The organism is Castellaniella sp. (genome assembly GCF_047971665.1).
GTDB lineage: Bacteria > Pseudomonadota > Gammaproteobacteria > Burkholderiales > Burkholderiaceae_B > Castellaniella.
The window spans coordinates 81881-105859 of the sequence record NZ_JBKEAA010000019.1 but is presented as its reverse complement, the minus strand read 5'-3'; the positions used below and the strand labels follow the sequence as shown (position 1 = coordinate 105859).

At 59.8% G+C, this 23979-nt stretch carries 17 protein-coding genes and 2 pseudogenes; 2 read left to right on the top strand and 17 right to left on the bottom strand.

Annotated features, from left to right (window positions below):
- Positions 1–14 precede the first annotated feature (14 nt).
- From ACK5JE_RS08010 to ACK5JE_RS08000, 3 genes are read right to left on the bottom strand one after another with little or no spacing between them, the layout of a single operon-like run.
- On the bottom strand, positions 15–2717 hold the full coding sequence (locus ACK5JE_RS08010) for a TnsA endonuclease N-terminal domain-containing protein (protein WP_416801170.1): 2703 nt from the start codon (positions 2715–2717) through the stop codon (positions 15–17).
- Positions 2707–4512: a site-specific DNA-methyltransferase gene (locus ACK5JE_RS08005; RefSeq protein ID WP_416801169.1), complete on the bottom strand. Its 1806-nt coding sequence runs from the start codon at positions 4510–4512 to the stop codon at positions 2707–2709. Before ACK5JE_RS08005 ends, ACK5JE_RS08010 begins: the two co-directional genes overlap by 11 nt.
- Entirely contained in the window at positions 4512–7430 is a 2919-nt protein-coding gene (locus ACK5JE_RS08000; RefSeq protein ID WP_416801168.1) for an ATP-dependent helicase, read from the bottom strand. Before ACK5JE_RS08000 ends, ACK5JE_RS08005 begins: the two co-directional genes overlap by 1 nt.
- A gap of 179 nt (positions 7431–7609) precedes the next feature.
- Between ACK5JE_RS08000 and ACK5JE_RS07995 the strand changes: the two genes are divergently transcribed.
- Positions 7610–10948 carry a sacsin N-terminal ATP-binding-like domain-containing protein gene (locus ACK5JE_RS07995; protein WP_416801167.1) on the top strand — a complete coding sequence of 1113 codons (3339 nt, stop codon included), beginning with the start codon at positions 7610–7612 and terminating at the stop codon, positions 10946–10948.
- A 100-nt stretch (positions 10949–11048) separates the two neighbouring features.
- On the opposite strand, the pseudogene ACK5JE_RS07990 reads toward ACK5JE_RS07995, so the two are convergent.
- The 14 genes and pseudogenes from ACK5JE_RS07990 to ACK5JE_RS07925 all read right to left on the bottom strand — a co-directional run.
- Positions 11049–11260 (bottom strand): annotated as a pseudogene (locus ACK5JE_RS07990) (IS3 family transposase); the annotation flags it as partial.
- Positions 11261–11508: 248 nt separating this feature from the next.
- Positions 11509–12099 (bottom strand): hemerythrin domain-containing protein, encoded by a 591-nt coding sequence (locus ACK5JE_RS07985; protein ID WP_416801214.1) that lies wholly within the window; start codon positions 12097–12099, stop codon positions 11509–11511.
- Between the two features lie 60 nt (positions 12100–12159).
- Positions 12160–12843: pseudogene (locus ACK5JE_RS07980) on the bottom strand (ABC transporter ATP-binding protein); the annotation flags it as partial.
- A complete protein-coding gene (locus ACK5JE_RS07975) occupies positions 12836–13585 on the bottom strand; it encodes an ABC transporter ATP-binding protein (protein ID WP_416801166.1) in 750 nt (249 codons plus the stop codon). The gene ACK5JE_RS07975 and the pseudogene ACK5JE_RS07980, both read right to left, overlap by 8 nt.
- Positions 13582–14634, bottom strand: a complete 1053-nt coding sequence (locus ACK5JE_RS07970; RefSeq protein ID WP_416801165.1) for a branched-chain amino acid ABC transporter permease — start codon at positions 14632–14634, stop codon at positions 13582–13584. Before ACK5JE_RS07970 ends, ACK5JE_RS07975 begins: the two co-directional genes overlap by 4 nt.
- A gap of 8 nt (positions 14635–14642) precedes the next feature.
- Positions 14643–15497: a branched-chain amino acid ABC transporter permease gene (locus ACK5JE_RS07965; RefSeq protein ID WP_416801164.1), complete on the bottom strand. Its 855-nt coding sequence runs from the start codon at positions 15495–15497 to the stop codon at positions 14643–14645.
- 96 nt (positions 15498–15593) lie between these two features.
- Positions 15594–16769 carry an ABC transporter substrate-binding protein gene (locus tag ACK5JE_RS07960; RefSeq protein ID WP_416801163.1) on the bottom strand — a complete coding sequence of 392 codons (1176 nt, stop codon included), beginning with the start codon at positions 16767–16769 and terminating at the stop codon, positions 15594–15596.
- A gap of 35 nt (positions 16770–16804) precedes the next feature.
- Positions 16805–17779: a Gfo/Idh/MocA family oxidoreductase gene (locus ACK5JE_RS07955; RefSeq protein ID WP_416801162.1), complete on the bottom strand. Its 975-nt coding sequence runs from the start codon at positions 17777–17779 to the stop codon at positions 16805–16807.
- A gap of 2 nt (positions 17780–17781) precedes the next feature.
- A complete protein-coding gene (locus ACK5JE_RS07950; protein ID WP_416801161.1) occupies positions 17782–18651 on the bottom strand; it encodes a class III extradiol dioxygenase subunit beta in 870 nt (289 codons plus the stop codon).
- Positions 18648–19037 carry a protocatechuate 4,5-dioxygenase subunit alpha gene (gene ligA / locus ACK5JE_RS07945; RefSeq protein WP_416801160.1) on the bottom strand — a complete coding sequence of 130 codons (390 nt, stop codon included), beginning with the start codon at positions 19035–19037 and terminating at the stop codon, positions 18648–18650. Before ligA ends, ACK5JE_RS07950 begins: the two co-directional genes overlap by 4 nt.
- 3 nt (positions 19038–19040) lie before the next feature.
- Positions 19041–19958, bottom strand: a complete 918-nt coding sequence (locus ACK5JE_RS07940; protein ID WP_416801159.1) for an amidohydrolase family protein — start codon at positions 19956–19958, stop codon at positions 19041–19043.
- 9 nt (positions 19959–19967) lie between these two features.
- On the bottom strand, positions 19968–20663 hold the full coding sequence (gene ligK / locus ACK5JE_RS07935; RefSeq protein ID WP_416801158.1) for a 4-carboxy-4-hydroxy-2-oxoadipate aldolase/oxaloacetate decarboxylase: 696 nt from the start codon (positions 20661–20663) through the stop codon (positions 19968–19970).
- A gap of 20 nt (positions 20664–20683) precedes the next feature.
- Positions 20684–21712: an amidohydrolase family protein gene (locus ACK5JE_RS07930; RefSeq protein ID WP_416801213.1), complete on the bottom strand. Its 1029-nt coding sequence runs from the start codon at positions 21710–21712 to the stop codon at positions 20684–20686.
- Positions 21713–21772: 60 nt separating this feature from the next.
- Entirely contained in the window at positions 21773–22909 is a 1137-nt protein-coding gene (locus tag ACK5JE_RS07925; protein WP_416801157.1) for a 4-oxalomesaconate tautomerase, read from the bottom strand.
- Between the two features lie 152 nt (positions 22910–23061).
- On the opposite strand from ACK5JE_RS07925, the gene ACK5JE_RS07920 reads away from it, so the two are divergent.
- Complete coding sequence (locus tag ACK5JE_RS07920; RefSeq protein ID WP_416801156.1) at positions 23062–23976, top strand: LysR family transcriptional regulator; 915 nt, start codon at positions 23062–23064, stop codon at positions 23974–23976.
- Positions 23977–23979 lie beyond the last annotated feature (3 nt).

Below are 23979 nucleotides of genomic sequence, written 5' to 3'. Positions count from 1 at the left end.
GTAATACGTCTCATTTACAATAACATCCGAAAATGCCGCTTATCTGCATCAGAAGACTTGAGAATCCGGTATTCCATTCCGCTGGCTACGGCGATCTGCTGAGCGAACTCTTTCTTGGCCTGCACCACTGCATCCTCAATCTGATTGTCCGCCTTCACCTCCACAATCACGTATTTCAGGCTGCCGTCGGGCTCTTCACGCTGAAAAATGAAATCGGGGTAGTAGCTTCGGACGAGGTGCGTTTCTGGGTCGATATATTGGATGAAGAAGTCCGATTGGCCGTGGGTCAGCATGCCGGTGAAGTATATCTTCTTCACCCGCTGTTCGCGCAGCAGATCCCAGAACAGCCAGTTTTCAGAACCTGAGTCAAAGCAATAGGTATCGAGATGGAAACTCTTGGCACGCTCGTCGTCCTTGATCTGAGAGTCCCCCATTCGGACGACTTTATCCTTCGCCGCAGATACCTCGTAGTAGCCGTTCGCGGGCACCTTGATTAGATCGACCTCGTATTCGTCCTTTCTCTCATATTCGTCAAGTTCGAACAACGAGCGAAATAGGCGAGGAATAATCTCGTCATAGAGTAACTCGTTGAACTCATTGGTGGCGGCCACCAGATCGTCAATGCCCTCCTTGGTGGTCTCCAGCAGCTTCTCAATCTCCAAGGGATTGCGATTGAGGTAACGCGACACCTCGGCTACCAACGTCATGGCCGAAAAGGTGCGCTTTTCACGGCGAGCGGTCAGATCGAACGTACGACTGCCTGAAGCGCGCGCTGCGTCGACAGCAGTCAGGCCGTCTTGCTGCGTTTCGATCAAGCGATATTTTTCAATGAGTTCGTTCCATTTTTCGCGATCGGATCTTTCCGGTATCAGCTCTTGCCCTGGGATCAGCTGCTTCTCCCGCATCTGATAGAGCTTACGCACACGTACAAGTTTGATCTTGACTGGTGGCTCAACCACCCGCACCTCTACGCGTTCCGTGTCCTTGCCTCCCTTCTGCAGTTCATCGACGCTGATGCGGAAATTCTGCTGCAATTCATCATTGAGTATATTGAGGTTGTCGCCCGACAAGAAAACATGGCCAGTGTGCTGCGCCTCGCCAATCGCACGCAGGCAACGCATCGTTGCCTGGAGCACAAATATTTTTGACTTGGGTTCACGGAACAGCCCGACGCCAAATAGTGACCGACAATTCCAGCCCTCGCGACCCTTGTTGACCAGTAGGACGAACTGCTTTTCCGAGCCTTCGGTGTCCAGCCGATTGAACTCGCGAATGTCGTCGTTGGTGGTGATCTTGCTGTCGCCCACGTTGACGAGAATGCGAGTGGTTGAAATCCCATGTTTGAGAAGCGCCCTCTCGACCGCCGGCTTTAATTCATTCATCAATTCCTCGATGGTGGCTGCGAAAAATGCCAACTTGGGCAGCAACCCTTCTGGACGCAAATCACCAGTTTCCTTTAGGAATTCTTCAACCGCGATATCCACAAACTCGTCAGTGCGCGTGTTGGCGTAACCGTGCAGCGTCACCTTTTTCAGGAAACCTTTGTCGATAGCCTCTTTCAGGCCATAGGCATAAACCACTTCCGGCAACACTTCACGCCCCACATAGGGCGTGCCCGTGTAGTTATAGCAGGCAACCACCCGCGTGCCCGTTGCGCTCAAGCTAGCGGCCAAGATATCGATAGTGGTGCGCAGGCTGGTGTCTGTTTCCTTCCCCCCCACGCCCATATCCTTGGCCAGCGCCTTGCCAAAAGCGTGGTGAGCCTCGTCCACGAAGATTCCCAACTGCTCCAGGCGGCGCAGCTTCTCGAAGCGCTGATTGGTGGTGAGTTCGCCTTCTTCTTCAGGTTGATCGAAGTTGTAGAGATCAGCGGCATCAGCATAAACACCGGTAGCGGTCAGTACCTCTCCGGTCGCACCGAATAGCATATCGACTGAAGTCTTCTCCTTTTGCTTGCGCTTGAGGATGATCTTCTGCGTGTTGGAGACGATAATATTGAAGCGGGATCGGTCAAGCGTATCCAGAGACGTACCCGCTTCCTCAAGATAATGAAAGCGCAGATGCGTGGTCAGGAAATTCACGTACTCAGGCGGAACCACTCGAGTCAGATCGAATGCTTCAATTTCTTTGAGTGATTGCAGCACCGTCTTGTCCGGTGCAAATACCAGCGCATTGTGGCAGTAGCGCTCATCCTTCGGAAACTTGTTGGCCAACAAGAACTCATAGAAGATGCAAGTCGCCATCAGGATGGTTTTGCCGGTACCCATCGTCAGCGCAAAGATGTAGTTCGGGTAGGCACGCGAATTCTTGCGCATCTTCTCGAATAACGCTTTGTACGAGGTCAGCTCCAGCTCATCAGATTCGCCGAACTGGAACATTTCCTGCCCCGCAGTGCCACGGAATGAGCCAAACCGGCGCCCCGCGAACTTGCCACTGCGCTCATACCATGCCTTAAAAACTTCCTCGACCTTGGCATTATCGAGGAACTCCTTGAGGAAGACATACGTTTCCAGCGCTTCGAACTGTGGCTGGCGCAGAAAGGATTTGGGGTTTCCGTCTGGATTGTTGAAATCAAGGTACTTGCGTGTCAACTCGCGGTAGCTTTGGCGCAACTTGCCCCGGTTGTCCTGCTGGAACTGCCACAGAAAACGAAAAAAGGCGAAATTCAGTGATGCACTAGTACTGCTGGCCGCCTTGGTGATGCGTTTAGTCGCCATGGCCAATGCTCCCTTCCCAGGACTCAGACAGCAGATCTGTGATTTTTACACGGATGGTGCCTGCATCCTCCGGGATATGGTAAACACCCTTGACCAGCTCGTTCTTACCCGGAATGTCCAGCACTGCTGGTTGCAATACCGCGCCGTCGTAATTCCAATCGATCAGCACGCTTTCGACTAGTTCCTTCCATTCCTCGACCGCTTCCTTTTGCAGCGAGAGTTTTTGCAACAAATTCATCGGGTAGAACTTCTCGATGACCAGTTCGCCTTTCTTGATGACCACCTTGGCCTGCGAGTCGCGCTTGAACTCCAGATCGGCCTTGTCGCGCAGGATGTCCACCACCTTGACGTGGATCTTGAAAGGCTCGGTGGCTAGCTCCAGTTGCGCGGCCAAGTCTGGCTCGTGGCCCATGCAGATAAGAGTGATATTCTCAACCGGACGGTTCGGGGACTCGTGCTGCTTGCGCTCCCACGCCTTGTAGTCGAAGCCCGCTATCAGCTCGTTCAAGTCTGCGCGGGTGGCTATGCGATTGACGGGCATGATCTTGACCATGCGCCCGTCCTTCTCGCCGTCGAACACTGTGCTGAATTCCAGCTTCTGTACTTCCAGCGCCTCGATCAGCAAGTCCTTGGCCTGAATCGGGTTGCGGAAGATGTCATAGTGGTTGACGTTGTAGACCTCGAAGCCGGTGAACCTTTGTTCGGATGCTTCAAGACGTTGTTGCCGCAACGTGTCAGCAAGGCCAAGTAATCGCTTGGTAGTTGTCTGGACTGCACCGAGATTGATGTCGGCGCCAATGAATCGGCGACCGAGCTTCATTGACGCTGCCTGCGTAGTGCCAGAACCCATAAAACAGTCGAACACGAGGTTCCCGGGTTGCGTGGAGGCCTTGATGATTCGCTCCACCAGGGCTTCCGGCTTTTGGGTGGGGTAGTCCTGACGCTCTTTGGCCACGGGATTCACCGGTGGGACGTCGTCCCACACAGAGTCAATAATGTCCCCTTCCACCTCATCAAGGTAGATGATCCTTGCGCCACCGCCCGTCGGGTTCACATCATCCCGATAGAGGCGTCCGTTCTCATCCTTCTTGAAGCGCTTGATGTAGTCCTCCCCGTGAGGGCGAAACTGCACCTGCCAGAAATACTCCTCGGAACATGCATAAGACAGAATCGTGTCGTGCTTCTGAGGGAACTTCTTGGTCGTTGAACGTTTGAACCCGAAGTAACTCCAGATAATCTCATTGCGGAAGTTATTCGGCCCGAACACTTCATCAAGGATCATGCGGATAAAGTGGTTCTTATGCCAATCGCAGTGAACGTAAATGCTTCCCTGCCTAGACAGCAGTTCACGGGCAAGGACAAGCCGCTCGTAGATAAACTGCAAATACTCGTCGTTCGTCCAGATATCTGTATATTGTTTCTCTTCAAAGACGCTTGGCTCGGATTCGGCTTGCGTCCCCTGAAGTTTTATCTTTTTCTTGTAGTCGGCCTTCGAGTCGAAAGGCGGGTCGATGTAGATCAGGTCGACCTTGCCCCTGAACTCCTTCAGCAAGTGGCTCATCACCTGAAGGTTGTCGCCCCAGAAAATCTTATTTCTCCAGCCATCCACCTCTTCGCCATGGACCTCTTTTAACTGCGCCGGGTAATACTGCGTCGAGTTGAAGGGACGCTTGCCGCGCCAGTTGAGCATCGGATAGCCCTTGATCGGCTCGAACTCGTACTTTTCGACATTAGTGATATCGCCTTCGGGCGTGGCCAGTTGCAGGTTCTCCTGCGTGGGGTTCGTTGTTGCCATTAATCGTTCTTCCTGAAAATCCAATTCTTATTGTCGCAATAAGGACGCAAGTCGCAACTCAGACACAACTTCGTCGGACGTGCCGCCATCTGGTAGTCTTGGTGCTCAATACGGTCCACGACGCCATCAAATCGTGCAATCGTCCGGTCGATGACTCGGTCGTCCTTCTTGAACGTGACGTACGGATTGCCACCATCTTCGCCCGTATAGTACAGGTGCATCCGGCTGACCTTCTGACCAGTGCGCTGCTCCACTAGGTGGGCGTACACCTCCAGCTGGTGCCGGTACTGCTCCAGGCGGCCGCGATCCTTCTCCATATCAGGCTTCTTTTCCGACTTGAAGTCAACGATCTCGACCGTGCCTCCCTCGCCTCGAATCAGATCCACGCTGCCCTTGAGGATATAGTGCTCCTTCACAAGAGAAATCTCGACCTCCGCCTCCTTGATGCGATCCCAATGACCGTTCTCGCGCTCGTAGTAGCGCAGAACATGCTGCAGCGCTGCCTGCTGCGACGAAGGGGCCAGATACACGCGCTCCTTCTTAGACAGCATGGCGTAATTGGTCGAGAACCAGCCCTTGATGCCTTCGATGGTGATCGTACCTTCTTCGCCACGCAGCACCGTCTTGTGAATATCCTCGATGGTCTGGTGCACCAGGGTACCGAAGAGCATCGGGCTCTCACGGATGGGTGAAAACTCCAGCTCCTTGAAGAACCGGTACTGCTCCGCACAGTTTTCGAACACAGTGATATGCGAGGTAAACGAATACTCACGCTTGAGGTTGATCTGCTTGACAGCGTCGAAGGTCAGGGCCGAAAGATCCGTTTCACGCCAACTCGGCACCTCATAAAATAAGCGCTCGAAATATTTCGATGGCGATTTCCCCAGGCCTCGTCCTTCACGCTCATGGGCTGCCAGCACCAGCAGGTTCTGTGCGCGTGAAAATGCCGTATAGAAAAGCCTGCGAAAGTCGAAGTGCTTCATCTGCTCCAGCGGCTCGAAGCGCGCCTTGGACAAATAGCCCCCCTCTTCCAGCAAGACGTCCAGGTCACTGTATTGCTTGCGTGGTACTGCCTCGAGGGAACCACAGACAACGACCGGAAACTCCAGCCCCTTGGACTGGTGGATGGTCAGAAACGATACGCAACCCTTTGGGGCATATTCGGCCTCATCCTCATATTCTCCAATCCCGCCTTCGGCCAGAAACCGTAAAAAGTGGTTGAACAGGTCGCGCAGGTTTTTTTGCAGAAACTCGGGGTTAAGCACACTGACATAGTGCAGGTACTCGAATTTCGTAAGCAACTTTGAAAAAGTACCCAAATTTCGAGCAGCACGCCCCTTATCCACGCCTTGGACCGCATCCTCGGTCAAGAAGCGGGAAAACAGCGGAAACTGAAGCAGTTGGTAAAACAGACCCGAGAACGAGTAATCGGTATTCTGGGCGAGGACAGCATGACGCTTGGCCAGCGGACGAGCCCATTCAAGCAGGGGCTTGTTTTCAGGCTTGCGCAGCTCATCCGTGAAGGGCTTGAAGCAAAGCTGATCGTAGTAGTCCCAGATCGACAGCGTGACGCCCTCAGCCCACGCCCGCACCTTGGGAAACTGAGGGAAAAGGAAAATCAGCGCGCCAATCATCAGTCGGATTTCCTCGCGTTCGAAGAACATGTTCGAGCGCGGCGAGAATACGGGCACGCCCTGCCCCTCAAGAAAGCGAGCCAGCGCCACCACCCTGTCGTTCTTGACTGAGCGAAATAGGAATGCGACCTGGTTCCAGTCCGCAAGCTGCCCCGAATCCTTCAAATCGTTCAAGAAGGTCAACACCTCGGCGTGCCAACTAGCGGTTTCGCCGTCGACGTCGCTGGCAGCCAGTCGCACTGCAGCAGGCACATCAGGGAAATCTGCCTCGCGCGGTTCAATCTGCTTGGCGAAGCGAAAAACCTGCGCGCCGTCGTCCCAGACCTGCTCTTTCATCCACTCGTTATAGACACGGATAATGTCGGGGTGCGAGCGGTAATTGACGGTAAGCCTGGTCTGCTTGCACCGGCCTTCATCAAATAATCCCGGAAACTCCAGGATATTGCGGATGGTAGCGCCACGAAAACGGTATAGGCCTTGATCGTCGTCTCCAACCACACAGAGATTGCAGCGATCACCGGCCAACAGTAACAGGATACGCTCCTGGATCGTATTGGTGTCTTGGTACTCATCGACCATCAAGTAGGTGAGTTTTTCACGAAGCTGCGCCAACACATCTGGCCGACCCTCCAGAAGCTGAAGGGCTTCATATTGAATGCCAGAAAAATCCAGCGCGTTGTTTTCAGCGAGCAGTTCCTGATACCTCGTAAAACAGGCCGCCAGTGCCCGAATCTCAGGCTCAGGTGCTGACGCCAACGTGATCGGATCTAAGGCCTCCTCACCGACCTTATTTACCCAAGCGAGCAAATTTTCCGACTGCTTCCAGCGGCCCCTCTGATCTTCACCCATCACGAGTTCGGCGTCGGGTAACGCTCGGAACTCCTTGATACGTTGGTACAAAAAGTATTGCTGGTCGAACTGATCAAATAGCGTGAAACTACGCTTGAGCCGCGTGAACTCCTGATAGTCCTCCAAAAATCTCAGGCAGATCGAATGGAAGGTTCCAAGGTACATCTCGTTCAGGTTGAACGTTACCCCGACCTCGGTCAACCGGTTCGAGATCCGGGTTGTGAGTTCCCTAGCCGCCTTGTCCGTGAAGGTGACGACCAGCAACGATTCCGGAGCAACGCCCTTCTCAGTAATAAGATAGACGATGCGCTCGACCAGCGTGAAGGTCTTGCCTGAACCCGGGCCAGCGATGATCAACACCGGCCCATCAGTAGCCACGATGGCTTCGAGCTGCTGAGGGTTTGCACGCGTTCGCAATGTCGACGCCGAAGCCATTGCCCTACGCTGCTGAGTCCCATCCATTTCGCTGTGCCCCTCCCCTACCCGCTTTGGTTATTGATCACATTTTGTCATAAGATGGCCGTCTGATCGAACAGAACGCGAACGGTTGTGCTGTACATGTTGCTCTCTACAAGAGGCAAGAAGATGACCACATCCGTACCAGGGAGATAGATGTGGCGACAAACTATGAACGAATCAGCCAGGAAAATCGGAGGAGGTACGGAACTGAGGGTGGCCAAAAATCCGGAGATCTGGCTGCCAGGCTTTATGACGACCGGACGCACTTCATCTTTGAGCTGCTGCAAAATGCTGAGGACGCTCTCAAAAAGCGTGGCAAATGGGGCGGCGAACGCAAAGTCTCGTTCACCCTAGACTCGAGCAAGTTGGTGATTTCGCACTTTGGCAAGCCGTTCGATGAAAATGACGTCAGAAGCATCTGTGATATCGCGGAAAGCACGAAAAGCGAATCATCTATAGGCCGATTTGGGCTGGGCTTCAAATCCGTCTATGCGATCACCGACCTTCCAGAAATTCGTTCTGGCGACGAAGATTTCGTCATTGAAGGATATGTCTTTCCGAAAGAACTACTGCGTTCTGCACGCAAAAGCGACGAGACGCAGATCGTCCTACCGCTGAAGCCAGGAGATATGAATGCGGTGGAAGACATCACTGCTGGATTCCGGCGCCTAGGCCCAAGAGCTCTGCTCTTCTTACACAACATCGAAGAGATCGGTTGGAGCGTCGAAGGCGGCCCATCAGGGTTCTACTTACGTAGCGCTCCGATCACACTTGCCTCAAGTGTCCAACGTATTCAGGTGATCGGCGGTGAGGATGGTGAACCCGAAGTCGATCAGAACTGGCTGGTGTTCCACCGCGACGTCTTCTCAGACGAAGGAAAGAGCATCGGGCGGGTGGAAATCGCCTTCTCAGTGGTCGCTGCAAAGGACGCGCCTGATCGCTGGACCGTTCGGCCACTGGCCAAGTCGCCACTAGTGGTGTTCTTCCCAACTGTAGTCGAAAGCCATTTTGGCTTTCTCGTGCAGGGGCCTTACCGCACTACGCCTAGCCGCGACAACATCCCGTCCGGCGACCCGTGGAACCAGCACCTGGTCAAGGAAACGTCTAGCCTTCTAGTCGATGCACTGCGCTGGATGCGGGATGAGGGCATGCTGAACGTCGCAACGCTACGCTGCCTGCCACTTGACCGCGAGAAATTTCCGCGAGATTCCCAGTTTGCACCGATGTTCGATGCCGTTCTTCAAGCATTCCAGGAAGAAGCCCTTCTCCCCGCCTCCGACGGCACGTATATCTCCGCCCTTCAAGCCAAACTGGCGCGTACGCAAGAGTTACGCGAGCTGTTCAGCCCGGAACAGGTTGCGGCGCTGTTCGGTTCTGAGATCGCCGCTTGGCTGTCCGGCGACATTACTCAGGACAAGGCACCCGAGATCCGCCAGTACCTGATGCGCGAACTCGACATCGACGAGATCACGCCGACGAAGCTGGTGCCGAACCTGACCAAGGCGTTCCTTGAGGCGCAATCCGACGAGTGGGTGTTGCAGCTGTATGAATTCCTGAGCGGCCAGGAGAAGGCACTGCGTCGCCACCTGGACACTGTTCCGCTCATCCGCCTCGATGACGGGACACACGTCGTCGCCCGCAAGAACGGAAAGGCCAAGGCATTCCTGCCCGGCGACACTGCCACCAGTTTCCCAACGATGCGCCGCGCGGTGTGTGCGACATCCGAGGTGCGCTTGTTTCTGATCTCGCTGGGCATCACCGAACCCGACCTGGTGGATGACGTCGTCTGGAACCTCCTGCCGAAGTACCAGCAGCAAGAGGTAGATGTGGGCAACGAGGCCTACGCGGCCGATATCGAGCGCATCCGTGCGGCCTTCAACACCGACTCAACGGCGCAGAAGGAAAAGCTACGGTCAGCCCTGCGCGACACCACCTTTGTGATGGCGGTCGACACCGGCGATGGCAAAGGCTACATCGACAAGCCCGGGGAAATCTACATCGCCGCCGACCGCCTGCAGCAGCTCTTCGCCGGTGTGCCCGACATCTTGATCGTCGACAACGAATACGACTGCCTCCGCGGTGAAGACATACGTGACCTGCTGGTATCGTGTGGCGCGAGTCGCTACCTCATCCCGCAAGCAACACCGTCGGGACTGGGAGATTCTGAGAAAGCGCAGATTCGCAGAGAAGCAGGTCTTGAGCGTGCGAGCTGGCAAAACGAGCCAAAAGACTTCACCCTTCGCGGGCTGGCGCAGCTGCTGGAGTTCTTGCCCACGCTGAAGCCCGAGGAGGCCGCAGCCAGAGTGAAGGTGCTGTGGGAGGCGTTGGCTGATCTGGAGGCGCGCGGGACTGCCGCCTTCTACGGCTCCTACGAGTGGGGCTACTCCCACGAGGCAAAGACCGCCCGATTCGACGCCGCCTTCGTCCGGACGCTCAATCAGGTCGCCTGGGTGCCCGACACCAATGGCGATCTCGTGCCACCAAGACTTGTGGTGTTCGACACCCTCGGCTGGAAGCCCAACCCGTTCCTGCTGACCAAAATCGCCTTCAAACCGCCGATCATTGACCAGCTCGCAAAAGAAGCTGGCATTGACCCTGCCGCTCTCGAGTTGCTGCGAAAGCACGGCATCACCAGCGTGGCGGACCTGGCCTTCAGGCTTGGAATTGCTGAGCAGCCTCCAGAGTACAAAACGTCTGATGAAGCTCTGACCGGTGAGCCTTCTACTGAGGAAGAAGCGGACGACACCGATTCGTGCGGTGATGACGTCTACGGCAACGCGAAGGACTTGTACGGCGACGATATGCCGGAAATTCCGCCGGGAACGCCTGACCTAAGCGGCAGCGACCGCCCGACGAGAGGCGCAGGACACGACAGTCAGGGCCGAACCGGCACTGGGACTTCACGCGGAGGTGGTCAGAGCAACGGCGCGGCACACCGTGGCTCAGGCGGCCACACCAGCGGCGGCAAGGAAGGTGAGACCAGCAGCAATGGGCAGGGAAAGCGAGCGCCCGGCTCAGCAGGCGGAAGGCCGTTCATTTCCTACGTTGGCACACACCCCGACGGTGAAGAACCTGACCCAGATGGCCTCGATCAAGCAATCCGGATGCAAATTGAGGATGAAGCCATCAGACTGATCATCGCACGCGAACCCAGGCTGCAGCGTACACCTGATGGCAACCCAGGCTTCGACCTCTTCGAAGTCAACGGCAGTGGCCAGCAAATTCGGTGGGTTGAGGTCAAATCGATGACTGGCGGCCTGGAGAACCGTCCTGTGGGTCTTTCTCATACACAATTTGACTACGCTCGCGCAAAGGGCGACGCGTACTGGCTATATGTGGTCGAGTACGCAACCGACCGAGAAAAGGCTCGGGTACTCAAGATTCAGAACCCAGCAGGACACGCTCGAACGTTCACGTTTGACCGAGGTTGGATCGGCATAGCGCAGACCGCACAACTCCGCGTGATTCCGCCGTTGCCAACCCCGATTGAATAACCATATTTGCAGAATGCGAGTTCTACACCACCAAAACACTCGCCTGACAGTTCTCTGTCAGGCGTTTTGTTTTTGGCGATCCCCGCGTGGTGCGCCACTCTTCGCGTTCCTCGCTGGTCACGCCCGGGCGCACACCGCTATCGATCTCTGTGCGCTCGACCCAATCCAGCAGGGTGGTCGGCGTGCACCTGCGATCTTCGGGGCGATCGAACCGACCGCTGCCCATAACGATGGATACTCGCCGCGATGCTCCTGCACCAGCCGCACGGCGCGTTCGCGCACTTCGGGGGAAAACTTCGTTTGATTTGCCATGACTCCACTCTCTCAAAGCTTGGAGCCTCCGCAAAACCCAGGGTGATTCAGTTCGATTACATCGAACGGTTCTACAACACGCGACGCCAGCACTCAATAGTGGGATATGCCAGCCTCATGCAGTTCGAGGCGGCGGCTTGTTAGGTTAACCAACCTGTCCGGCGAAACGGGGAAAGCCCATGAAGGACAGCCATCCGGGCCAGGCCTGGAACGGAATGGGCGGTATGGATGCAGGCCCTCCGGGCCACTCAGCGCGAAGGTCCCCCACCCACCCCGATGGGCGCCGGCGCCAGGCTGGTAATGCGCTTGAACAAGTCTGCGTAGCGGTTCTCCGGGCCCGACCAGGGATCGCCATTGCGGACGAATTCAGCACCGATGGCCTCCCACTCGTCCGCACTGAACAGCCGCCGCACGACGGGCAGGATATGGCGCTCCTCGGTATTCAGATGCACCCATTCGTCCGCGACATAGGTGCGTACGGCATCACGGAAGCCGGGGAAACCCGCCACACCGCCCTGCACATAACTGACCAGGGCGCGATCGAGCAGCCCGGTGGCATGAGTCGTAGCCCGGTGGTCGGCCTCCAGCCGATCCAGGTGCTCGTTCACCTCCCCGGTCTTCGTGCGCAGCAGAGCGAAAATCCGGTCCTCCTTGGGATGATGCAACTTGTCGGGCATCTCGGAGATGTACTCGATCATGCTTGCCAGCAGCGTGTAGTCCGGTTCCAGCTTGCCACCCTCGATGTCCCGCACGATGCTCGACAAGCCGTTGAGGATGGCCGCGAGGGCCCGGTGCTCATCGTGGATCACCTCGATGGCGGTGATGCGCTCGGCCGTCATCCGGCGCGATGACACCTCCACCTCCCCGGCCGCCTCTTGCGTCGAACCCGCGCCCAGCCAGCGGTCCAGCGCCGCGCTGTCGTGCAACAGTTCGGCGCTGCCGCCTGCGTACACCACCCGGCCGCGTTCCAGCACCAGGGCCTGGCGTGTGATGGGCAGGATCTGGCGGGCATGCTGCTCGACCAGGATGACTGCCATGCGACCTTCCGTGACCATGCGGCCGATGATGTGCAACAACTCCTGGGCGATCAAGGGCGCGAGACCCTCGAGCGGCTCGTCCAGCAGCAGGACCTTGGGATTGAGCATCAACGCCCGCCCCATGGCCAGCATCTGCTGTTCGCCGCCCGACAGCTGGCTGCCCAGGTTCGCGCGGCGTTCCTGCAACCGGGGAAACATCTCGTAGACCCGATCCAGGGTCCATTCTCCCGGCCGGGCGACGACGGTCAGGTTCTCTTCCACGGTCAGGGAACGGAAGATATCGCGTTCCTGGGGCACCCAGCCCAGGCCAGCCTGGGCACGACGATGGCTGGGCACCTGGGCGATATCCTCACCCTGAAAAACGATGCGGCCACGCCGCAGCCGGGTAGCCCCCATCAGAGTGGCCAGCAGCGTCGTCTTTCCCATTCCGTTGCGCCCCAGCAGCGCCAGGCTGTCACCGGCCGTCAGGGACAGGGACAGATCCTCCAGGACGACGGCATCACCATAGCCCGCCCAGACATTCTCCAGGCGCAAGAGCTCAGACATGGGCTTCTCCCAGGTAGACTTCCTTGACGCGCGGATGATTCGCGATCACCTCGGGAGTGTCCTCGATCAGCAGCGAACCCGACACCAGGACGGAAATGCGTTCGGCAAAACGGAAAACCAGATTCATGTCATGTTCGATCAGCAGGATGGTGACGTCGCGCGGCAACCGGGCGATGGTCTCGAACAACTCCTGGCTTTCACCGGTCGGCACGCCGGCCGCGGGCTCATCGAGCAGCAGGACCTTGGGTTGCAGTGCCAGAGCCAGGGCGATTTCGATCAGACGCTGACGGCCATAGGCCAGATTGCGCGTGGTTTCATGCGCATCGGACAACAGTTTCAGACGTTCCAGTATGGCGGCAGCCTCGTCGATGATCTCGCCCCGGGCGGACAATGGCTGCCACCAGCGCGTGCCCAGCCCGTTGCGCTCGCTCACGGCGAGCGCAACGGATTCGAGTACCGTCATGTCCATGAACAACTGGTTGATCTGGAAGGTGCGCACCAGCCCCCGGCGGGCGCGCTCATGCTGCGGCATGCGTGTGACATCGTCGCCCATCAGTTCGACACGGCCGGCGCTGGGTTCCAGATAGCCTGTCAGCAAGTTGATCAGCGTGGTCTTGCCAGCACCGTTGGGGCCGATCAGCGCATGGCGCGCGCCAGATGCGATCGACAGATCGACATCGTCGGTGGCCACGAAGCCGCCGAAACGGCGCACCAGGCCATGGGTCTGCAGGACGGGGTTCATGAACGCGACTCCGTGCGGGCGCGCGATTGGGCGCGAAGGCGGAAAGATTCGATCCACTGACGGGCCGTCCCCAGGATGCCCCCCCGGGCAAACAGCACCACCAGCACCAGGATCAGGCCCAACCAGAATTGCCAGTACTGGGGATTCATATCGGACAGCAGGTAATTGGCGATGACGAAGACGATGGCGCCCAGCAGCCCGCCATACAGATGCCCCGCCCCACCCAGGATCAGGATCAGCAGCAAGTCGGCCGAACGCTGGAAACTGAGCACGTCCAGCGAGACGAACGAATTCGTCTGGGCCAGCAGGGCGCCGGCCACCCCGGCATAGCCAGCACCAATGGTGTAGACCGTAACCAACCGGCGATTCACGGGCACGCCCAGGGCCGGCATGCGCAGGGTGTTCATGCGGATGCCGCGCAGGCTCTGGCCAAAGGGTGAATGCACCAGGCGGCGGGCGAACCAGAACAGAATGAACAGCACGACGACCGAATAGACATAGCCGACGCGACCGAACATGTCGAAATCGAACATGCCCAGGATCGGCTTGACCTCGACCCCCGGCATGCCATCCACCCCCCCGGTGATATTGGTGAACTTGTTCGCCAGTTCATAGAGCATCAGGGCAACACCCAACGTGACCATCAGGCGCGACAGATCACTGCCGCGCAGCAGCAGGAAACTGCTGAGAAAGCCCAGCACGGCGGCGACCACGGCGGCCAGGAACAGGCCAAGTATCGGATCCCCGTAGCCATTCGAGCCCAGCAGGCCTACGGTGTAGGCCCCCGCACCGAAAAAGGCGGCGTGGCCCAGGGAAATGATGCCCGCATAGCCGAAGATCAGGTCCAGGGACAGGGCGAACAGGCTGGTGATGACGATCTGACTGAGCAGCAGGTAATTGCTTGGAAAAGCGAAATAAGCCAGAATCGGCAGGCACCAGAACAGGTATTCCAGCGGCTTCGAGCGGGCCGAGCGGCGATAGCGGTCGAGTGCGGCCTCCGCGCCGGAATACGGTTGGGACGACGTCCCGATCGAGTTTGAGGTCGTCATGTCGGGGCCTATTTGTGAGGACGGCCGAACAGGCCATGGGGTCGGAAGATCAACGTCGCCACCATGACGGCATAGATGATGAAAGCACCGATCTGCGGCACGTAATATTTACCCGCCACATCGGCCACACCGAGCAGGATGGCGGCGTACAGCGACCCGAGGATGTTGCCGCTGCCCCCCACGGAAACAACGATGAGAAAGTACACCAGGTACTTCACGGGAAATTCGGGATCCAGCCCCAGCATCTCGACGCCCAGCGCCCCGCCCAGGCCCGCCAGGGCGGAACCCAGGGCAAAGGTCAGGCTGAAGACACGGTTGACATCAATGCCCATGCCACGCGCGACGCGCTGGTTATCCACGGCTGCCCGCAAGCGTGCGCCGAAAGACGTACGGATCACGGACCATTGCAGCAACAGGGCAACCACCACGCCCGCAATGATCAGGAACAGCCGATAGACACCAATGTCCACGCCGGGCAGATGAATCTGTCCGGAAAGAAAGGCGGGCAGGTGCAGCGGCTGCTGCTGCGCGCCGAAGAAATAGTGGGCGGCGGCCACGGCCATGAACACCAGACCGATGGAAAACAGCACCTGGTCCAGATCGGAAGCTGCGTACAGACGACGGTACAGGGTGCGTTCCAGCACGATGCCGGCCAGGGCCGGTACGATGATGGCCGCCGGCAGTGTCGCCAGGAACGGGACGTCGTAGTCGTTGAGCAGCACCACACAGGCATAGCCGCCCAGCATGGCAAAGGCGCCATGGGCCAGGTTGACGAAATTCATCAGACCCAGCGTCACCGACAGGCCCACGCTGATCAGAAACAGCAGCATGCCTGCAGCGATGCCATCAAAGAGAATAGTCATGATTGATTCCAGGACTGGGAGGGATCCGGTTCCGGACCGTCCCGGCGCCCGACCCCGCCAGCACCGGGGACGAAAGCCGTGCGCCAGGACCTGCGATCACTTCTGTTTGCCGGGGTCCTTGACCGCCTCGATCTTGTCGAACTCGACGTTCTGCAGCATGCCATCCACCTTCTCGACTTTGCGGATGTAGACGTTCTGAATGATGTCGCGCGTTTCCGGATCGATTTCCACCGGGCCGCGCGGGCTGGTCCACTTCATGCCCTTGACGGCCGCCATGAAGGCGCTGGCGCTGGCATCGCCCTTGGTCTTTTCCAGGGCCTTGTAGATCAGGTTCATGCCATCGTAGCCGGCGGCCGCCACGAAGTTGGGGCGGTCATTGGGGAAAGCCTTGTGATAGGCGGCCACGAAAGCCTTGTTTTCCGGCGAATCATGCGCGGCCGAATAGTGGAAGGATGTGATCATGCCGATCGCGGCGTCGCCCATCGCGTCGAGCACGTCCTCGTCGGTCACGTCACCCGTGGCCAGTTCCTTGATCCCGGCCTGGTCCAGGCCGCGTTCCTTGTAGCCCTTTGCCAGAGCCACGCCCTGCTCTCCATTGGGTACGAAGAAGAACACGGCATCGGGCTTGGCGTCCTTCACACGCTGCAGGAAGGGTGCGTAGTCCGGCGTATTGACGGGGGTGCGGACCTCGCCCGCGATCTTGCCGCCCAGACTGGTGAAGGTCTTCTGGAACTGTTGCTCGGCATCATGCCCCGGGCCATAATCGGCCACCAGGGTGTAGACCGACCGGATACCGTTCTTGTAGGCCCATTGCGCCAGCGGTGCCGTGTCTTGCGGCAGAGTCATCGACACCCGGACGATATTGGGGGACTTCTCGGTGATCGAGGATGTGGCCGCGTTCAGGACCACCATCGGTACCTTGGCCTCCGTGGCCAGGGGCGCAACGGAAAAGGCATTGGGCGTCAAGGTGAAGCCGGCCAGAATGTTGACCTTGTCCTTGATGAGCAGTTCCTGGGCCTGGCGCTTGGCTACCGCCGGAGCAATGCCGGTATCGTCCTTGATGATGATCCTGACCTTGCGACCGGCGACCGTGTCACCGTGCTCGGCCAGGTACAGATCGATGCCATGCCTGATCTGCTTTCCATGGGCGGCGAACGGCCCGGACATCGGCATCACGATGCCGATCTTCAAATCCGCGGCGCTGGCCGTGCCGAAGGCCGTGGTCAGGCCGAAAGCCAAAGCCATCGCCCCAAGGGTTTTGCTGAATTTCATGGTCTCGCTCCTGTTTGTCGGGATGAAAAGGTGAATCACATCCGGGCCATCTGGCCGGACAGCTGCTGCTCCAGATCATGCAGCACCTGGTAGCACGGCAGGACCTGGGCCACACTGGCGTTCGGTTCCCGCCCCTCGCGGATGGCTGCGAAGAATTCACGATCCTGCAGTTCGATGCCGTTCATCGACACAGCCACGCGGCTCACATCGATGGCCTCGTCGCGGCCAGTGAACAGATCGTCATAACGGGCGACATAGGTCGCCGTGTCACCAATGTAGCGAAAGAAGGTCCCCAGCGGCCCGTCATTGTTGAAACTCAGCGACAGCGTGCAGATGGCACCGCTGGCCGCCTGGAGCTGGATCGACATGTCCATGGCGATACCCAGTTCCGGATGGATCGGGCCTTGCACCGCATGGGCCCGCACGACAGGGCTGCCGCACTGGTAGGCGAACAGATCCACCGTATGCGCCGCGTGGTGCCACAGCAGATGATCCGTCCAGCTGCGTGGTTCGCCCAGCGCATTCATATTGGTGCGGCGAAAGAAATATGTCTGCACATCCATCTGCTGGATACTGAATTCACCGCGTTCGACGCGCCGATGCACATACTGGTGACTGGGGTTGAAGCGCCGCGTGTGGCCGCACATGGCGACCTTGCCGGTTTCACGCACCAGAGCGGTCAGCGCCTGGGCGTCAGCCAGGGAGTCCGCCATGGGAATCTCGACCTGGACGTGCTTGCCCGCGCGCAGGCAGGCCATGGCCTGGGCTGCGTGCATCTGCGTCGGCGTGCACAGGATCACCGCGTCGATCTCGGAGCGCGCCAGAACTTCGTCCAATTCGGTCGCAGCCTGACCAATGCCGTATTTCCGGGCTGTTTCCCGAGTCTTTTCCAGATCCCGGCTGACCAGGGCGGCGACCTCCACGCCGTCGATGCGGGCGATGCCATCCAGGTGCTTGATACCGAAGGCGCCGGCGCCGGCCAGCGCAACTTTCAGAGTTCGATCAGTCACGATTATTGTTCCTCCAGGATCAGGTGGCCCACGGCCGTGTTCGAGGCCGGCACGTGATAGAAGCGGTACGCGACGCGCGGCTTCGGGCCATCCGCCCCATCGGCCATGGCACCACGGGCGATCAGCCACATGACCAGTTCGATGCCCTCGGAGCCCGCCTCGCGTACATAGTCGATATGCGGCATCTGCGCCAGCCCCTCCGGATCGGAGATCAGGCGGTCCAGATAGGCATTGTCGAATTCACGGTTGATCAGGCCGGCACGCTGCCCCTGCAACTGGTGGCTCATGCCTCCCGTCCCCCAGATCTGCACGTTCAGGGGCTCATCGTAGCTTTCGACGGCGCGGCGGATGGCCCGGCCCAGTTCGAAGCAGCGACGGCCGGACGGTACGGGATACTGCACCACGTTGACGGCAAAGGGGATGACCGGGCATGGCCAGGCCTCGGGCTGGCCGCACATCAGCGACAAAGGCACCGTCAGGCCGTGATCCACGTCCATCTTGTTGACGATCGTCAGGTCGAAATCCTGCTGGATCACCGACTGGGCGATATGCGAGGCCAGTTCCGGGTGACCGACCACGAGGGGTACCGGGCGGGCACCCCAACCCTCGTCGGCCGGGACGAACTGCGCCGCGCAGCCAATCGCGAAAGTCGGAATCATCTCCAGGCTGAACGCCGTGGCATGATCGTTGTAGACCAGGAAGATGACATCGGGGCGATGATCCTTCATCCACTGCCTGGACGGCTCATACCCCTTGAACAGGGGTGCCCAGTATTCGTTCCCGGTCTTGCCCAGATCGATGGCGGCACCAATCGCGGGCACGTGCGAGGTGTAGACGCTCGCGCTGATGCGAGCATGCTGCTGCTTGATCACTGTTTCTCTCCGGTGCGGCGATTACCCTGGATGCCCCGGCCGCCGGCCAACATCATCGCGGCATATTCTTCCTGGGTCATGCCGGTCATGCTGGCGGCCATGTACTGGAAGGAACGCCCATCGGTGGCACCGAGCTTGGCAAGGAAATAAATGTTTCCGCCCAACCCCAGGCAACGGTTCAAGTCGCGCGCCAGCACGGCCTGTTTCTGCTCCTCGGTCATGGGCCACTCATCCAGGTAGGCGCGCTCATCGGCGCGGAACCGATCCCGATTCTCCGCCTTCATCAGCGACATGCAGAACTGGTTCAGATGGTAGCCCTTGCGGGACTGGTCGGCATCGAAGATGGTCGTGCCGGGCACATCGACATAAGGCTTGTTCAGGGACATGGTTCAACTCCAGTACAACCGGTCGGGATTGTCGACCAGCAGCTTGCGCTGCAGCTCGGCCGTCGGTGCGATCCGGGGGATGTAGTCCACCAGCAGACCATCGTCGGGCATGTGGGATTTCAGGTTCGGGTGCGGCCAGTCGGTGCCCCACAGCACGCGGTCGGGGAAGGACTCGACCAGGCGCCGCGCGAACGGAGCGACATCGCGGTAGGCGTACTGCTCGCCGTTCAGGGCCGGGGGGCCAGCCTGGCTCAGGCGTTCCGGACAGCTGACCTTGCTCCAGATGTTCGGGTGATCCCGCATCATCTTCACGAACAGGCCGAATTCCGGACCGTCCACGGACTTGGCCACATCGGGCCGCCCCATGTGATCCACCACCACCATGGTCGGCAGCGTGACGAAGAAATCATACAGTTCAGGCAGGTCCTGCGCCTCGAAATAGACCACTACGTGCCAGCCCAGCGGGGCGATGCGCGCGGCGATCTCGGCCAGAACCTCGCGCGGCGTGAAATCGGCCAGGCGCTTGACGAAATTGAAGCGCGTGCCGCGCACGCCAGCCTCGTGCATGGCCCGCAATTCGGCATCGGTGACCCCGCGCGAGACGGTCGCCACCCCGCGCGCCCGGCCGCCTGACGCGCGCAGCGCATCGACCAGTGCGCGGTTGTCGGTACCATGGCAGGTCGCCTGCACGATCACGTTCTTCTCGAAGCCCAGGTGGTCGCGCAGAGCGAACAGGGCTTCCTTGGGCGCGTCGCAGGGCGTGTACTTGCGCTCCGGCGCGTAGGAAAACACCGCGCCGGGGCCGAACACATGGCAATGGGCGTCCACCGCGCCTGCAGGCAGACGGAAGCGTGGGCGGCTCGGACCATCGTAGTAGTCCAGCCAGCCCTGAGTCTTGGTGAAGGTTTCGGCGGTCGTCATCGTGCGTCCTCAGTCGATGTACTTCAAGCCGGCCTTTTCGAGGCCCTCGCGCATCTTGTAGTAGTCCAGGCCGAGCACACCCGAGGCGAAGATCTCGCGCTTGGCGCCCTCGTTGTCCTCGCGGGCCTGGGCTCTGGCCGCGACCTGGGCGGCGATGGCGGCTGGCACCACCACCACGCCGTCGGTGTCGGCCACCACCACGTCGCCCGGGTTCACCAGCGCGCCGGCGCACACCACGGGGATGTTGACCGAGCCCAGGGTGCCCTTGACGGTGCCCTTGGAGCTGATGGCACGGCTGAACACCGGGAAGTCCATGGATTCCAGGGTATCGACGTCGCGCACGCCGCCATCGATCACCAGGCCACACGCACCACGCGCCTTGAACGAGGTGGCCAGCAGGTCGCCGAAGAAGCCGTCGGTACTGTCCGTGGTGCAGCCGGCCACCACCACGTCGCCGGGCCGGATCTGTTCGGCGGCCACATGCAGCATCCAGTTGTCGCCCGGTTGCAGCAGCACGGTGACGGCCGTGCCGCACATCCGCGCGCCACGCCAGACCGGGCGCATGTGGATCTTCATCAGGCCCACGCGGCCCATGGCCTCGTGGATGGTCGCCACGCCAAAGCGCGAAAGCTGCTCGACGGCCGCCGGATCGGCGCGCCGGATCGTACGGTGGACGACACCGAGCGGATTCAGGGGGGTGCTCATGTCCATGTTCTCCTGAGACGTTACAGGCCCTTGGCCTTCAGGGCGGCGTCCAGGCGCGGATAGACGCGGCGCACGTTGCCCTCGTAGATCTGGAAGCGGTCGGCGTCGCTGAGCGTCGCGGCGGCTTCGATGTAGCGTTTCGTGTCGTCGAAATGATGCCCGGTCTCGGGATCGATGCCCCGCACCGCGCCGATCATCTCGGAAGCGAACAGCACGTTCTTCACCGGAATCACGCGGGTCAGCAGGTCGATACCCGGCTGGTGGTAGACGCAGGTGTCGAAGAACACGTTGTTCAGCAGGTGCTCGTCCAACAGGGGCTTTTTGAGCGCCTGGGCCAGGCCGCGGAAACGACCCCAGTGGTAGGGCGCCGCGCCGCCGCCGTGCGGGATCACGAAGCGCAGGGTCGGGAAGTCCTTGAACAAGTCCGAGGTCAGGCACTGCATGAAGGCCGTGGTGTCGGCGTTCAGATAGTGGGAGCCCGTGGTGTGGAAGCACAGGTTGCAGCTGGTGGACACATGGACCATCGCCGGTATGTCGTATTCGACCATCTTTTCATAGATGGGATACCAGGAACGGTCCGAAAGCGGCGGCGAAGTCCAATGACCGCCGGACGGGTCCGGATTCAGGTTGATCCCGACCGCCCCGTATTCCTTGACGCACTTTTCCAGTTCCGGGATACAGGTGGCCGGGTCCACGCCGGGCGACTGCGGCAGCATCGCGGCCATGACGAAATGATCGGGAAACAGCGTCGAAACCCGGTGGCAGAGCTCGTTGCAGATCGCGGCCCAGATGCTGGACACCTCGAAATCCCCGATGTGGTGCGCCATGAAACTGGCGCGCGGCGAGAAAATCGTCAGGTCGGAACCGCGCTCGCGCATCAGGCGCAGCTGGTTGGCCTCGATGCTTTCACGCAGTTCACCATCTCCGATCCGCAGGTCCGAGGGGCTGGGCCGCTGCGCGGGATCCTGAATGCCCGCGATCTGCCGGTCGCGCCAGTCGGCCAGCGCCTGGGGCGCGGTCGTATAGTGGCCGTGGCAATCGATGATCAGAGGTTCTCTGCTCATGTCGTATGCTTCCTTTCCTAGATCTATGGATATCATGTTCCGGGATCAGAACCCCTGGGGCCAGGCCGAGGCTGGTACCATCGCTTCTCCGCGCATAACGAGTCGGGCGGTGCGCAGCAATGCCGCACGCATGACTTTCTGAGAGTCCCCGGGATCGAGTTCCAGTTCGACCGTGAACTCACCGCTGGGATGTTCAATCGACACGGCCTTGCGCGCGCCCTCGGGCAGGCGTGCCAGATCGTGCGGCACGGACCCCTCCAGGACACAGGCCGTACCCACCGTCACCGCCGCCAGCACGCCGATGGCCTCGTGACAGACGTGCGGGATGAAACTGCGCGTATTGATCGCCCCACCCTCCCGGGGTGCAGACACCAGGGTCATCTTGGGATAGTTGCGTGACGATACGTCTCCCAGACCCATGAGCTCACCCGCACGCAGCCGCAGAGTCTCGATGCGGGCCTTCAACGCCAGATCGGCATTGAGTTCGGCCGGAGTCTCATGACCTGTGCAGCCCACATCGCCAGCCCGAAACAGCACCAGCGGCATACCGTTGTCGATACAGGTGACCTCGATTCCAAAAGCCTGGAAATCAATCCCGGAGGGGGGCTCGACACGCACCAGATCGCGCACGCGGCCCGTGGGCAACAGCCCGGAACACACCGAACCGGCCGTATCCAGGAAGTTGATCGTGATCGGCGCGGAACGACCTGGCACGCCATCGATGCGCGCCTCACCCTCATAGGCCACCCGACGGCCTTCAGGTGTCATCGGAGTCAGCACGGTAATGTCGCATTGCATGCCGGTGTTGCGGGTCAGCACCCGGGCCGTGGTTTCATCTCCCCGAGCCTGGATCAGACCGCGTTCCAGCGCGAACGGGACGACCGCGGCCAGCATGTTGCCGCAATTGGCCGTGGTGTCCACCGTATCGCGGTCGGGCTGCAGCTGGGCGAACAGAAATTCCAGGTCCACGTCCGGCGTCGTGCCGGGCCGCACGATGCCGACCTTGCTGGTGAGGGGGTGGGCACCGCCCAGGCCATCGATCTGGCGCCGATCGGGGGAACCCATCACCGCCAGCAGCACCCGGTCCCGCGCCGCCGTGTCCGATGGCAGATCGGATTCCAGGAAGAACGGCCCGCGTGACGTGCCGCCACGCATGAACAAGGCCGGAATGGGTTTCTGCATCGCCGTCACCACACTGTGTTCGATGAAGCCCATTATGGGCGCGCGGTGCATGATGAATAAGGGTTGGCACCCACTATCAGCTATGCCGAAATGATATAATGCGTAGGGCGTAATGCCGGATTTTAAGGGTAAACCCTGACGGATTCGAGACCATGGATCTCAAACAACTGCAATACTTCACGCGCGTCGCCGAGCTGGGCAGCTTCACACAGGCCTCGTACGCACTGAACATTGCCCAGCCGGCTCTCAGCCGTCAGGTCCGCATGCTCGAGGTTGAACTGCGCCAGAATCTGTTGAACCGCAATGGACGCGGCGTCACCACCACCGAGGCCGGCAAGCTGCTGCTGGAGCACTGCCGCGGCATCCTGCATCAGGTCGACCGAGCCAAGGAGGACATGAGCCGGGTCCAGGGCGCGCTGGCCGGCCGGGTGGCCCTGGGCATCGCACCCAGCGCCTCGAAGATGATGACGGTGGAATTGACGCGGCAATTCCACAAGCGGCTCCCGAATGCCAGCCTGTCGATCAGCGAAGGCCTGTCCCTGGTCATGCAGGAATGGCTGCTGGCGGGCCGCCTGGACATCGTCCTGATGTACAACCCCTCTTCCTCCGCGGACCTGGACCTGTCGCCGCTGACCAGCGAACGGCTGTATCTCATCGGGACCCGGGGGCCACACCCCTCGAATCAGCCGCTGCCCCTGCAGGCGCTGGTCAACATCCCCTTGATCATCCCGAACCGGCCGCACACCATACGCATGCTGCTGGAATCCGAGATGGCGCTGATCGGCGCCCATCCGAACATCCGCCTCGAAATCGACAGTGTCCAAGCGATCCTGGATCTGGTCGCCGATGGCACGGGCTATGCCATTCTGACGGAACACGCTGTTCTGACCTCGGCCCAGCCCGATCACTACCACATCCGGCCCATCATCCAGCCCGAACTGCACAGCCGTCTCTACCTGGCGACGGCGGCGGGCCGGATCACCACATTGACGCAAAAGGCCATGCTGGAACTGGTCCGCACCACGGTGCGCCAAGTCTATCCGCCGGCCATGACCCGCCCCGCCTGATCC